Raw genomic sequence first — 12,538 nt, forward strand, 5'->3', positions numbered from 1 at the left:
TTTTCTTCTAAGACATTAGTTAATACGTAATTATTCAAAGGTTCTTTCGTGATAAAATCAAAAACATTATCACGAATGCAACCTATTGCATCCCAAGCAAATTTTGGAATATCCTTAAAGCCGTCATATTCAAGTAAAACAAAAATAGGATTATTAATTAACTGATTATCACATATAATACTTTTGCTAAGCTCTTTCGCTATAGTATATTTACCCGTTCCGGGCTTTCCTATTAAATAGATAATGGTGGTCATGTTATTATTTCAATTTTGGCACTGGAAAATTGCGTATTCTAGGATGCATGTGAGTATGTAGTGCTCTTATAACCATTATACCTTTTTCTTGTTTTATATAATAAATAATATGTTTTCTTATAGGAAAGCTAAGTAAATTTGGGTATATATCAGAACGTAACACGCCTATATTAGGATTAATACTTAGATCAAGCGTTTTTCTATATATTTCATCTAAATATTTTAGAGTTTGTTGTCTTCCCCAATTCTTTAAACTATAATCCGCAATGTCTTCGATGTCACGTTTGGCACTATCGGTAAAATCACATTTAACCATTAATCTTTCTATTTATACTATCAAAAACACTTTTATATGAATGAGTTTTCCCCTTTCTTAAATCGTCCACTCCTTCTGCAATAGCCATTTTTAATATTTGATCTTTAAAGGCTTCAAGTTCACTAAATTCTTTATTAGAAATAATTACTGCTATAGGCTTACCGTTTTTAATAATACTTATCGGCTCTGACTGAGCTTTAATAAGTAGTTCACCAAATTCACGTTTTGCTTCAGTTGCGTTTAATTGTTCCATAAAATGATTATTTTAATTATTTTAATCAATTAAATCATAAATTTTTAATATAATCAACTTAAATTAATGTAGTTTACTTACTTCTAAATCTTTCTTCTAGCTCTTTATCTAAAAGCCAAATATGTTCTTTTTCGAGTATCTCATAACGTAATTGTTCTTTTTCTTTATCAAGAATAGGTAAGGGGGCTATTTTAGCAGCTCCGTAATGAATGCCTTGAAAATCAATATTTAGCTCGAGGCAAATTTTTTCAACCGATTTAAGATATTCTAAATCATCATCAATAAAAATAATCTTTTTAAAATGTAAAAAGTACCAAACCTTTATCTGCAAGGGCCGTTAAAATAACCCCTGATTTTAACATAGGGATACCGATTTTATTTTTAAGTTCTGGAAAAATCATATCTTCTTTAAAGGGTGAGGTAGCAATAAAGGAAATATCCACTTGTTTTAAACCGATAAACCTAAGATTTTCCATTTCGGCTATTTTACAGTACTTTCCTGTCCACCACCCACTTAAAGCAATTGCCGGAATATTTCGTTGTTCTAAGTTTTTGATTAATCCTTTCATATTTGAATTAATCGGCTGAACTGTCCGCCTTTCAAAAACGCAGCTATATAAATATGTAAGTTCATCTTTTGAATATCGCTCTTTTAGTTTTTGTGTTAGTTCTTTTCTAATCGGAGCATTAAAAGCAAATTCATCCGTTGGCATCATTAACACGTCATCTACATCAAAAATAACTAATGTATCTTTGTCAGCTTTGTTCACATACTCCTCTATTACTTTAAAGTCATTAGTAGGAATGATTTCAGCAAAACAGTTATAAGATAAACATATTAAGCTTAAGAGTAGAATTTTTAAAAGTTTCATTGTTTTTAATTTGAGGAGTGAAAAAAATCTTAAAATCTACATATATTATAAATTATTGCTTAAATAGCATAAAATTATCTTATAATCAATTGTAAATAGTTTTTTATTACTATATTTTTATATCAAAATAGAGAAATAATTATGAAAAAATATTATTTATTTTTTAGCCTATTATTAATTATTTGCCAAGCTAGTACAGTTTCGGCATTAAATAACAAAGCTGACAATTATTATAATGAAGGGGTACGTCTTTATAAGATAGGTAAATATGAGCAAGCTCTTGAGGCATACAATAAAGCTATTGAATTAAATCCCAATGATTCAGAAACGTATGTTAATAAAGGAGGTGTATTATAAAGCTAGGTGAATATAAACAAGCTCCTGAAGCTTCTAACAAAGCAATTGAATTAAATCCTAATAGTATAGGTGCATATTACAACAAAGGAATTGCATTAAAGGAATTAGGTAAATATGAGCAGGCACTTGAAGCTGTTGATAAAACTCTTGAACTGAAACCTGATATTCCAAATATGTTTTATCTTAAAGGAGTTATATTAGAAAGATTGGGTAAAAACGAATTAGCTCTTAAAGCTTTTAATAAAGTAATTGAACTAAACCCTAATTATTCAATTGTATATAATGACAAGGGACTTTTATTGGAAAGATTAGGTGAAAATGAATTAGCCCTAGAAGCATATAATAAAGCTACCGCATTAGACCATAATAATTCAGAAATATATAATAATAAAGGAGTTGTGTTGCAAAAATTAGGTAAAAGTGTATTAGCTTTGGAATCTTTTAATAAAGCGATTGACTCAGATTCTCAAAACTCAAAAGTATATTACAATAAAGGACTTTTATTAGCTAATACAGGTCTGTATAAACTAGCTCTTGAAGCATATAATAAAGCTATTGAATTAAAACCTGATGATCCTGTTTTTCAACATAATAAACAATCTTTATTAGATCGTATGAATTAAAATTTGTTATAAATCCGTCTTAAATTTCTTCCATAAAGCCTCTACATTTGAGTCACGTAACAATGATAAATTTTGCTTTATCTTATCGTCGTTCCAATCCCACCATTTAATCTGTAATAATTTTGCTATATCATTATCGGAAAAACGTTTTTTAATTAATTTGGCAGGATTACCGCCCCAAATTTCATAAGCTCCGATATTTTTTATTACTAAACTTCTTGCTCCTACTATCGCACCATCGGCAATTTTAACCCCCGGCATAATCATACTTTCAGCACCTATCCAAACATCATTACCAAGAACAGTATCACCTTTAAGTCTATAAGCTTTAGGCGGGATAGTTTCATAATTGTCAAAATCTTCGTCAAAAGAATCAAGGGGGTAAGATGCTATCCAATTATAATTATGTCCTTGCGTTCCACCCATCATAAATTTAACGCCGGTAGCAATTGAGCAAAATTTACCGATAATAAGCTTATCAATTTCATCGAGCTTATAACGATTATCCTCTGCATCTAAGTACATAACGCAATCATCAAATGTAGTGCCGTGATAATAACCTGAATAATAAGAATAATCGCCTGCTATAATATGCTTTGATTTAACATGATCTTTGATAAAAATTGAATCACGATAACTATTAAATATTTTCATAAAATTATTTTAAATTTTAACTTCAATATATATTATAGTTAATGGTTGAACAAATATATTTTATGAACTTAATCGCTAACTCCATTAGACTTATGCATTGCACGCATTATAACGAGTGGGAAGAATATCATCGTATACGAACTGAGCAAATCTTTGATACAATAAACGTAAAATATGATTCTAACCATCCAACTATAACGGCAAAAAATCATTATCATTTTGTGCTATATAAAGGAGTTAAAATCGTTGCAACTGCTCATATAGAATTTTTAAATGAAAATGAATCGGCACTAAGGTCACTTGCAGTAGATAAGCCTTATCAAAACCAAGGATTCGGTAAATATACAATGAAACTTCTAGAGAAATGGTTAAAACAAAGAAATATCAAAATACTAAAAATGCATGCAAGATTAAATGCTGAATCTTTTTATCGTAAATTAGGATATATTGATATGAAATTTAGCGATGTTTCGGTACAGAAAAATTATATAGATTTAGGGAAAATATTGTAGAGTATGAAAATAGAAAAAATACCGCTGGAACTTGCTGAAGATTTATGCCGCAAGCTTACAGCTGATTTACCTGAGTATTTCGGTTTACCTGAATGTAATGAGCAATATACTTTAGAGGGATTCGTTCTCGTACCAATTTTGCAATAAAAATAGAAGAAAAATATGTAGGCTTACTAAGTTTAGAATTTCCATATCTTAGTAATGGAAATATTTATTGGATGGCTATTTTACGAGATTATCAAAATTTGGGACTTGGCAAAAAGCTTATTGAGGTAGCAAGCATCTATGCACAAGAAAAGAAAGCAGAAACTTTAACTATTGAGACGCTTGCTTTAAAAGAAGCAGATGAGAATTATTTTAAAACTTATAAATTTTATGAAGCTTGCGGTTTTAAACCTTTATTTAATCTAAAGCCACAAAACTATAAGTGGAATATGGTTTATATGGTTAAAGATTTAAATAATAAAAATCCTCTGCAAACTTTAATTCTGCTTGAGAAAGACGCACAGGGCTATGGCTTTGATTGGCCAAATCATGAGATGATTTTAGAGCAGGCTATAGATGAATGTAGAGAGATAAAAGAAGCTATTGATGATGACGAACCACCGGAAAGAGTGCAGGAAGAAATAGGGGATTTGCTCCATACGGCAATTTCGTTGTGTATTTTTTCAGGGTTTGATGTTGAGGAAACACTTAGCAAAACAAATGAGAAATTTGAGAAACGTATGAAAGCAATAAAAATGCTTACTGAAAAGCATAATTTGCCGAATCTGCAAGGACAATCCGTAGAATTTATGCTGAAACTTTGGAAAGAAGCAAAAGAGATAACTAAAAAAAGATAATAAACATATGAAGAATTTGAACAAGTGGAGTTACGTTCCGGTACAATCACCAAAGTAGAAGAGTTTCCAAGAGCTAAAAAACCGGCTTTTAAAGTTTGGGCTGATTTTGGGAAAGAAATCGGAATACTACAAACTTCAGCACAAATAACAAAACATTACACACCTGAAATCTTAATAGGTAAGTCCATTGTCGGCTAATTTGCTACATCAAAACAGCTAAGTGCTTGTTCTTTTTGTTTAGTATTCATAATTATAAAATTCTTATTAATTCCTATAAATAACTCATTAAACTTCTTGTAAAATTAAACTTATAGGGAGAAATTTGAAGGATACACGGAACACAGCACCGCAGCGTATATAGACATACGTGAGGATGCGAGTACCGGATTGACGTACAAATTACCCATAGAAGTTAATTTTGCAAGAAGTCTATTATATTTAAGTAACTTTATAACATAAATATATACTAATTACAAATAGCATATAACTGATATCTATCTTTGGAAATAATATATAACAGTAACAGCAAAAAAATCGAATGCAGTCATGTATCCGGCTTATAGTTAATAAATCACTTTAAATTTACCCTATAGCCCTGATGGAATTCGCTGGCTTACAAACTATATTACTTATCATTTTGTCGACTTCTAAAGAGTCATTGTCCAGTTCAGTTTTTTTGTAAGCTAAGGTTCGTCTTATTTACCATCAATATTATCATTCTTTCGCATATTCCGGATTAGAATCTATTAAATTTCTACTTACCTATAATATTATCTCGTCAACTATTTGTACCAATTCTTTAGCTACAAACTTTACTCTCAGTATAATCATTACCTGAACTGTGTACTGCAAACACCACTCTTGCTAGTTTATTAGCTACTGCAACAGTTGTTTTATTATGCCCATTTCGTTCAGATAAATTAAACATCCACTTGGTAAACTTGCTATAATCTTTTTTAGATTTTTGCTCTTCCGTGGTAAATCTTATCTTACTATTCAGTACTGCTCTTGCTCCTTGAATCAACAAAGTGCGTAAATAGATATCACCTCTTTTACTAATACCAAGCAACTTATCTTTGCCACCACTAGAATGTTGCCTTGGCACTAATCCTAGCCATGCTGATAATTGCCTGCCATTTTTAAAACAACTAGCATTACCTATTGACGCTATTAAGGCTGTAGCAGTTATTAAACCTATACCTGGTATCGTCATTAGTCGTTGGTGATTACTATACTGGCTAGCTATAATTTTTAATCTTTGTTTTAATTCTTTTATTTTTTTATCATTCTCTAGAAATTCTTCTTTTAACTCACTAAACGTTCGATAGCTTAGCTGACTTAAATCCCCTTCATCTAAAATTTCGGTTAATTTTGTCATAATCTTATTGATTCCTTGCGGAATAACAAAACCAAATTCATGTAATAATCCCCTGATCTCATTAACAAGAGCTGTACGATTTTTTACCAATCTCTGTCTTACCCTATGAATAAATAAAATATCTTGTTGCTCTACAGTTTTGATAGGCACAAACCTCATATTAGGTCTTGCTACTGCCTCACATATTGCTTCTGCATCAGCTTGATCATTTTTATTAGTTTTAACATAAGGCTTAACAAATTGTGGAGCCATTAGTTTTACATTATGACCTAATTTTGTTAATTCTCTTGCCCAATAGCTAGAACCACCGCAAGCTTCCATGCCTACTAGACATCTTCTTGGTAAATTAGCCATAAAAGTTATAACCTGCTCTCTCATTAATTTTTTTTTTAATATTGTCTTACCATTTTTATCTACACCGTGAATTTGAAAAATTCTTTTTGCAATATCTATACCAATTGTGGTAACTTCCATATGGACCTCCTTATTGTTGTTTAGGATTCATTTCCTATCCTAGAAGATTAGCTTCTGCTTCTCATTCTGTATATAGGGTAGGTCCATACCATTATAATACGCTCAAAATATTCATCCCTTATTCCTAAAAACAAATCAAAAAAAGTAGAGCTAAATGCACTTTGTAGACGGCGATACTCTATTTTAGAATTTTTTATTGTCCACTTCTCCTCAAGTGCTTTACTTACTTTTTGATGTATATTATTTAGAATTATACTAACGATGTTATCGGCATCATATTCATCGTCTTTCAATGAGATATAATATTGTACATCACGTACTGCTTGCCATGATAAGTTAAATACTTGTCCTACTGAAAAAAATAGTAATAAAATGTTGAAAGCTTTTAAAGCTTCTTTCTCTCCATATTGATCTATGGAAAATTTATGTTTTTTCAATAAATATTTAAAATTTTCTATACATTCATATTCAGCAATTTGATGCCATATATCACTGACTTCTTTTTTCCATGCTGAAGACCATTCGCCTTTAACTATATTTCGAACAGAATTTAAATATTCTTTTTTTTCTTCAATATCCATATTAGGCAAAAGATCCCATAAAACTTTGTTTGGATAATAGCTTATTAATTCTTTTTTTTGATTGAATTTGAAGGCATCAAGACTGCTTGTTAAAGGATTAATTAATACAAAACCTCTACGACCTAAATATCCTACAATATGATCATTTAAATCTTCGTCCGGTGCTAAACTCGGTACAGAATATCCCTTTAAATATGGCTTTACAAATTCAAGATCTTCAGAAGCAGAATGTTCTACTACACTTAATAAATATAAAGCATCTTTTAGAGTTAATTCTTCAATTGGCGGAGCTTTAATATTTTTATACAAAAATGTATCTATTAAAATACGTCTTTTTGCTTCTTCTTCAGTTTGTTTTTGCTGTTTTATAGCTTTCTTACAATTATCACATGAACAACTAGAGTTATTTTTATGATTACACATAGGACAAAATAGAGCAAAACTCGTTTCTCCATAAACACAGCTATAATAATTTCTACTCTTTAGCTTAATAACTAAATTTGTATCTTGGCAGTATTTACAGAATAATTTATGATGCGTAACAAACGGAAATAAACTAACTAAACTATTGGGAGATACATTAATCTCAAATTCTTCTAATAAATCTGGTATTTTTTCGTAATTATAATAACGTTTTATTTAATCTTTGATTTGTTCTTCTGTTAAATGTGATAAATCTTTATGAGCCATAACTTAATATAAATTAATTGATTATTAGGTATATAATTGTAACTTATAAAATCACGGCTATAATAGAGAAAGTAATATAAATATACAACTATTTTTATTATAAAAGTAAAAATAGAAATTAAAAGACTATCAATATGTAGTAATTAGTAGACGATAAGCTTTTTAAAAAGCTTTTAGACTTTATAAATTGATGGTAATATTAACAGTCCGCCCGTTTTACGTTCTGAGATAATCATATAAGAATTTTTGGAGCAGGATAATGGCGTAAAGGTAAGAAGGATTTATGAGCAAGAGAATAAAATACACTGATGGGGAAATAGGTGCAGTAAAAATAGTAAAAGATTTTTTACCGCATCCGAAAGAGTTATTATTAAAAGATGAGTCAGTAAAAGTAACTATTGCATTAAGTAAAGAAAGCGTAGAATTTTTTAAATCAGAAGCAGCAACTGCACATGTTCCTTTAGTTAAATTAGGAAACTTCTTTGCTAACCTTATTTGTAGCGACCTTCTTTTTTAGATTAAACTGAAATTCGCGTCGTTGTTTTGCGATCTCATATAGCACAATGCCAGATGATGTACCCAAATTAAGACTTTCAATAATTCCGTACATTGGAATGTTAATACAAAAGCTACTTCTTTCGACAGCAGTTTTGCTAATTCCTACTCTTTTGTTTCCAAACCAAACTGCAAGCTTTTTGTATTTAGTGTAATCGTGTTCATGAAGCACTACATTTTTGTATCCTTTCATATGGGGAGAAGTAATGACCGAAACAAAACTTTCCTTATCCAAATGATCCATACAGCTATTTGTGTCTTTGAAAATCTTTACGAAATTTGATGGCAGAGACAGATATAGCGTTGAGTTTTGGTTCTGTACGCATTTCTTCCCATGTATCAGGCAATAGTTTTTGATTGGTAACAATATAAGCTTTTTCAATCCCAAGTGCGTTAACATTTCGAATGATGGTGCCAATATTTTTTATATTATCAGAGTTCTCAATTACGGCGATCAAGTTCTTGCACCTAAACTCTTTAATTTTATTAGCTCTTGTGCGAAGAGTCGGTTTAGACTTTTGTTTTTCTTCCATAATATATTAAATAGATTTATAAATATAAAAATTATAAAAGATGCTAATGCATAATAACAAAAGAAATATTATTATGGCGGAGAGAGGGGGATTCGAACCCCCGACACGTTGCCGTGAACACGCTTTCCAGGCGTGCGCCTTAAACCGCTCGGCCATCTCTCCAAAATTTTTAGCATTGCCTGTATGGTTTCCTATATCATTCTCGCAAGGTATTTGCGTGGATACTTAATCGTCATTGCGAGTAGGCGTTGTCCGCGTGGATCAATTTTACCTCTGTCATCTTGTGGCTTGACCTATAGTACCGGACAGTTTTTGAAAATACCTCGATGTCATCCCTGCGAAAGCGGGGTTCCAGGCTAAAAAATCTTAATTTTAAAGATTTTTTATTATATCGTTTTTTTTAAGATAAAGTTTTCAAAAAAGCTTTAAAGTACTGGATTTCTGCTTCCGCAGGAATGACATCGGTATACACGCGGGCAATGCCTTGCGAGCTACTCCAGACGTTGCCCGCATAACTCAAGAATTGTCATTGCGAGCAGCCATAATAGGCTGCGTGGCAATCTCATGAAATAATAACAAACTCCTGAGATTGCTTCGTCGAATTACTTTGTAATTCTTCTCGCAATGACGATAAAAACGATTCATATACCGCAACGCTAAGACTTATTCTTAGAAAAAATATTATTAGCTTCTTCTAGCTCATTTTTAGTATTAACACCAACAATTAAATCATGATCAGTAGATAATAAATATGAAACTTTTTCACCGTGATTTTTACATATTTTTACTATTTCAGTTAAATAAACTTCCTTATTACTGTTAGTATTAGTAGCAAATAAAGGTAAGTATTTATTTAAAATTCCGCTACTAAAAGCCATAATACCTGAATTACAAAGTTTTATATTTTTCTCTTCTTCACTTGCGTTTTTATGTTCGATTATCTCTAAGAATTCGCCATTTTTATCAGTAGCTATTCTTCCATATTGAGCCGGATTTACTCTCTCAAAGCTTAAAGTAACTAATGCAGAATTAGTAAGGCTTAAGTAATCTATTAATTCATGCATAAGTTTTGGAGTAATAAGAGGATGATCACCGTATAAAACTAATATTGTTTTATTTTTATCAATTAAATCTATTGCTGCATAAGTAGCATGAGCTGTGCCTTTAGGTTCTTCTTGCAGTACAAAGCGACACATATTTTCATAGGGCGTTAAATGTTTTTTAAGTTCTTCTGAATAAACTATAATTACATCATTTGTGACGTTAAGCGAATTCTTTAATACCGTTTCAAGCATTGGAACTCCACCGACTTTATGCATTACTTTCAGTAAATCGGACTCCATTCTAATACCTTTACCGGCTGCTAAAATAATTATTTGATAATTTGCATTGTTATAAGTCATTGTTCTCCTTGTATTATTTCGTAAACATCATCAGATAATTCATAATTCCCGAAAACTCTTTGCACATCATCGCTTTCTTCTAAAATTTCCACAAGCTTTAGTAATTTTTCAGCTTTTTCCTTATCATCTATAATTATTGTATTTAACGGAATCCAGCCTATATAAAAGTCTTCAGGTATACCGTATTTGCCGGTTAAAAATTCTAGAACCTTAGAAAAATTTTCGATATTCGTATAGATTGTATGGAATATTTCATCAGATACGATATCATCCCCTCCGGCTTCTATGGCTGCCTCGAAAATATCTTCATTCGATGCTATGTTTGTTGGATACTGAATAACTCCGCAATGTTTGAATAAATAATTAACGCTACCTGTTTCACCTAAGCTGCCACCGTATTTGGTAAAACCGGAACGCACTTCGGCAGCAGTGCGGTTTTTATTATCGGTTAAAGCTTCAACTATTATAGCAATACCATTCGGTGCATAACCTTCATATCTAATTTCCGTATAATTTTCGGTATTAGCATCGTCAGCACTATTAATAGCTTTGTCTATTCTTTCTTTTGGGAGATTTTGACTGCGTGCGGCGGTTAAAGCGTTTCTAAGACGCGGGTTATTTTCAGGGATATTAGAAGAACCGGTTTTAACTGCAGTAACTATTTCACGAATTAATTTAGTGAAAACTTTTGCTCTTTTTTTATCTTGAGCCCCTTTACGATGCTGAATATTTTTAAACTTTGAGTGACCGGCCATATTCTATCTAGAAACAATTAACCTTGTTTTGCTTTAAATCTTTTATTCTTTTTATTTATCACAAAAATTTTGCCTCTTCTTTTAACGATTTGACAATCTTTATCACGTTTTTTTAGTGATTTTAATGAGCTAACGACTTTCATAAAATATACTTAATTACATTTAATTTGGACTAATAATAAACATTTTTATTTAATTAGTCAATTACCAATTTAAAGCATTTTTAAACAGAATACCATGTTTCGTGGTTTTTTATTGACATATATTAATAAAATAATGTATTATGTATTTATAAAAATTAAGAGATACCATATTTTATGGTTTTTTAAATACAAATTTAACCAATAATTATAAAAAGGTCAAATTATGAAAAAATATTCGCTCAAGTAACTATAAAATTAAATCAGAAATATTTAATCTTATATTAGAAGAAGCAAATAAAGGAGAATATGGTTTATATGCTATTCCGAGTAATTATAAAAGTAACCAAAACGTAAAATATGCAGCTGAAAAACATCAGGAATTTGTTAATGATGAGCTTGAAACATTAACAGTATGTTGGGCTACTATAGAGCCTACAGAAGAGTTATTTGAAGATGAATCTCTTGAAGAAGAATCAAATATTTCTCATAACGATTTCACTCCACCGCCAGGAATGCCGCAAGAATTGGATTTAAATAATCCTAATTCTGATCATTGGAATGTTTTATTTAATCAAGCAACTACCCTTGCTAATAAAGCAACTTCAACACCGGGAAATTATCAAGCATGGCAAAATCATGCCGGTTCAATATTAAATAATGCAGAATTAGGTGAACAACCTTCTACTAGTTCAAATACCGCTAGCTCTAATAGAGTAGAGTTTAATGTTAAAGAAAGTATTAATGAAATCAATAAGTTAATAAAAAATTACAAAATAGTAATCAGTGAAGAATATATAAATAGAGCCTTAGAAACCGAAGATGAAGAAATAATAGATCAAGCTTTAAATAAACTTTATTAAACAAGAACTTCTCATCATAGTAGGAAATCTTACGAAATCATTAGGTAGTCATTACGCTTCTCTGAATTTTGTAAGTAAGTCTTTATTTATAGAGTCAGATGAGTTTCAAAATTTAGCAGAATTTATAGAAGATTTACTACCTATATTAGATAAAGCTAAAATATGAATATTGTAAAGTAATAACAGAAGGAACAAGTAATCCATTACAAGTATTAGGCTCTATGTTTGGTGGAGAACCATTAAATCCATTAAAAACAGCAACAGAAACATATATAAAATGGTATGAAGAAAACTTTTCTAGAAGTGAAAATTTTGAAATTACCGGAAGTAATTTAAACAACCATGAAGTCGATTCTTTAGGCGATACTTTACAGGCTGATCTTGATTTAGATTAAGTCTTCAAATCTTAAATATCATAACTTTCTTTGCTTCATAAGGGAAGTTATGATACTTGCCTTTTTCTTAAAAATAATTAATAATTTC

At 30.5% G+C, this 12,538-nt stretch carries 20 protein-coding genes, 1 tRNA gene and 2 pseudogenes; 10 read left to right on the forward strand and 13 right to left on the reverse strand.

Annotated elements, in window-relative coordinates; all coding sequences use genetic code 11:
- Nucleotides 1–258: 258 nt before the first annotated feature.
- From BN1174_RS00585 to BN1174_RS00595, 3 genes and pseudogenes are all read right to left on the reverse strand, one after another.
- Entirely contained in the window at nt 259–570 is a 312-nt protein-coding gene (locus BN1174_RS00585) for a type II toxin-antitoxin system RelE/ParE family toxin (protein WP_052454703.1), read from the reverse strand.
- Nucleotides 563–823, reverse strand: a complete 261-nt coding sequence (locus BN1174_RS00590) for a type II toxin-antitoxin system Phd/YefM family antitoxin (protein ID WP_040255738.1) — start codon at nt 821–823, stop codon at nt 563–565. The genes BN1174_RS00585 and BN1174_RS00590 overlap by 8 nt, the downstream gene beginning before the upstream one ends.
- A gap of 73 nt (nt 824–896) precedes the next feature.
- Nucleotides 897–1,695, reverse strand: a pseudogene (locus BN1174_RS00595) (DUF2608 domain-containing protein).
- Between the two features lie 141 nt (nt 1,696–1,836).
- Between BN1174_RS00595 and BN1174_RS00600 the strand changes: the two are divergent.
- Together BN1174_RS00600 and BN1174_RS00605 are read left to right on the forward strand one after the other, a co-directional pair.
- Nucleotides 1,837–2,052 carry a tetratricopeptide repeat protein gene (locus BN1174_RS00600; RefSeq protein WP_040255740.1) on the forward strand — a complete coding sequence of 72 codons (216 nt, stop codon included), beginning with the start codon at nt 1,837–1,839 and terminating at the stop codon, nt 2,050–2,052.
- Nucleotides 2,049–2,675 (forward strand): tetratricopeptide repeat protein, encoded by a 627-nt coding sequence (locus BN1174_RS00605; RefSeq protein ID WP_408005880.1) that lies wholly within the window; start codon nt 2,049–2,051, stop codon nt 2,673–2,675. The genes BN1174_RS00600 and BN1174_RS00605 overlap by 4 nt, the downstream gene beginning before the upstream one ends.
- A gap of 6 nt (nt 2,676–2,681) precedes the next feature.
- Here BN1174_RS00605 and BN1174_RS00610 read toward each other — a convergent pair whose 3' ends face one another.
- Nucleotides 2,682–3,329: a CatB-related O-acetyltransferase gene (locus BN1174_RS00610; RefSeq protein ID WP_040255742.1), complete on the reverse strand. Its 648-nt coding sequence runs from the start codon at nt 3,327–3,329 to the stop codon at nt 2,682–2,684.
- A gap of 92 nt (nt 3,330–3,421) precedes the next feature.
- On the opposite strand from BN1174_RS00610, the gene BN1174_RS00615 reads away from it, so the two are divergent.
- The 5 genes and pseudogenes from BN1174_RS00615 (at nt 3,422) to BN1174_RS00630 (ending at nt 4,881) form a co-directional block, all read left to right on the forward strand.
- Nucleotides 3,422–3,841 carry a GNAT family N-acetyltransferase gene (locus BN1174_RS00615; RefSeq protein WP_040257774.1) on the forward strand — a complete coding sequence of 140 codons (420 nt, stop codon included), beginning with the start codon at nt 3,422–3,424 and terminating at the stop codon, nt 3,839–3,841.
- Between the two features lie 3 nt (nt 3,842–3,844).
- A complete protein-coding gene (locus tag BN1174_RS09470) occupies nt 3,845–3,988 on the forward strand; it encodes a hypothetical protein (protein ID WP_156138412.1) in 144 nt (47 codons plus the stop codon).
- 2 nt (nt 3,989–3,990) lie between these two features.
- A pseudogene (locus tag BN1174_RS12505) lies at nt 3,991–4,179 on the forward strand (GNAT family N-acetyltransferase); the annotation flags it as partial.
- 201 nt (nt 4,180–4,380) lie between these two features.
- Nucleotides 4,381–4,683: a MazG nucleotide pyrophosphohydrolase domain-containing protein gene (locus BN1174_RS12510; RefSeq protein ID WP_045813118.1), complete on the forward strand. Its 303-nt coding sequence runs from the start codon at nt 4,381–4,383 to the stop codon at nt 4,681–4,683.
- A gap of 24 nt (nt 4,684–4,707) precedes the next feature.
- Nucleotides 4,708–4,881, forward strand: coding sequence for a tRNA-binding protein (locus tag BN1174_RS00630; protein ID WP_040257777.1), 174 nt, complete (start codon nt 4,708–4,710; stop codon nt 4,879–4,881).
- 601 nt (nt 4,882–5,482) lie between these two features.
- Here the strand turns inward: BN1174_RS00630 and BN1174_RS00635 are convergent.
- Together BN1174_RS00635 and BN1174_RS11220 are read right to left on the reverse strand one after the other, a co-directional pair.
- Nucleotides 5,483–6,535 carry an IS110 family RNA-guided transposase gene (locus BN1174_RS00635; protein WP_040255744.1) on the reverse strand — a complete coding sequence of 351 codons (1,053 nt, stop codon included), beginning with the start codon at nt 6,533–6,535 and terminating at the stop codon, nt 5,483–5,485.
- A gap of 47 nt (nt 6,536–6,582) precedes the next feature.
- A complete protein-coding gene (locus tag BN1174_RS11220; protein WP_231555702.1) occupies nt 6,583–7,539 on the reverse strand; it encodes a hypothetical protein in 957 nt (318 codons plus the stop codon).
- Nucleotides 7,540–8,089: 550 nt separating this feature from the next.
- On the opposite strand from BN1174_RS11220, the gene BN1174_RS00655 reads away from it, so the two are divergent.
- Nucleotides 8,090–8,323: a hypothetical protein gene (locus tag BN1174_RS00655; protein WP_040255746.1), complete on the forward strand. Its 234-nt coding sequence runs from the start codon at nt 8,090–8,092 to the stop codon at nt 8,321–8,323.
- Here the strand turns inward: BN1174_RS00655 and BN1174_RS12865 are convergent.
- From BN1174_RS12865 to ykgO, 7 genes are all read right to left on the reverse strand, one after another.
- Nucleotides 8,276–8,605 carry a TrmH family RNA methyltransferase gene (locus tag BN1174_RS12865; RefSeq protein ID WP_197062017.1) on the reverse strand — a complete coding sequence of 110 codons (330 nt, stop codon included), beginning with the start codon at nt 8,603–8,605 and terminating at the stop codon, nt 8,276–8,278. The genes BN1174_RS00655 and BN1174_RS12865 overlap by 48 nt on opposite strands.
- A gap of 4 nt (nt 8,606–8,609) precedes the next feature.
- Nucleotides 8,610–8,894, reverse strand: a complete 285-nt coding sequence (locus tag BN1174_RS10505; RefSeq protein ID WP_197062018.1) for an RNA methyltransferase — start codon at nt 8,892–8,894, stop codon at nt 8,610–8,612.
- 74 nt (nt 8,895–8,968) lie between these two features.
- Nucleotides 8,969–9,056 (reverse strand) — tRNA-Ser (locus BN1174_RS00665).
- Between the two features lie 354 nt (nt 9,057–9,410).
- Nucleotides 9,411–9,539: a hypothetical protein gene (locus BN1174_RS12150; RefSeq protein WP_269378682.1), complete on the reverse strand. Its 129-nt coding sequence runs from the start codon at nt 9,537–9,539 to the stop codon at nt 9,411–9,413.
- A gap of 11 nt (nt 9,540–9,550) precedes the next feature.
- The gene (locus tag BN1174_RS00670; RefSeq protein WP_040255748.1) at nt 9,551–10,297 is read right to left on the reverse strand and encodes a sugar phosphate nucleotidyltransferase; all 747 of its coding nucleotides are present in this window, start codon (nt 10,295–10,297) and stop codon (nt 9,551–9,553) included.
- Complete coding sequence (locus BN1174_RS00675; RefSeq protein WP_040255750.1) at nt 10,294–11,052, reverse strand: YebC/PmpR family DNA-binding transcriptional regulator; 759 nt, start codon at nt 11,050–11,052, stop codon at nt 10,294–10,296. Before BN1174_RS00675 ends, BN1174_RS00670 begins: the two co-directional genes overlap by 4 nt.
- A gap of 17 nt (nt 11,053–11,069) precedes the next feature.
- Nucleotides 11,070–11,195 carry a type B 50S ribosomal protein L36 gene (gene ykgO, locus BN1174_RS00680; protein WP_004998227.1) on the reverse strand — a complete coding sequence of 42 codons (126 nt, stop codon included), beginning with the start codon at nt 11,193–11,195 and terminating at the stop codon, nt 11,070–11,072.
- A gap of 512 nt (nt 11,196–11,707) precedes the next feature.
- On the opposite strand from ykgO, the gene BN1174_RS11225 reads away from it, so the two are divergent.
- A complete protein-coding gene (locus tag BN1174_RS11225) occupies nt 11,708–12,055 on the forward strand; it encodes a hypothetical protein (RefSeq protein ID WP_231555703.1) in 348 nt (115 codons plus the stop codon).
- A gap of 221 nt (nt 12,056–12,276) precedes the next feature.
- Nucleotides 12,277–12,450: a hypothetical protein gene (locus BN1174_RS00690; protein ID WP_231555704.1), complete on the forward strand. Its 174-nt coding sequence runs from the start codon at nt 12,277–12,279 to the stop codon at nt 12,448–12,450.
- Nucleotides 12,451–12,538: the final 88 nt, after the last annotated feature.

It is taken from the genome of Rickettsia hoogstraalii (assembly GCF_000825685.1).
GTDB classification, from domain to species: Bacteria; Pseudomonadota; Alphaproteobacteria; order Rickettsiales; family Rickettsiaceae; genus Rickettsia; species Rickettsia hoogstraalii.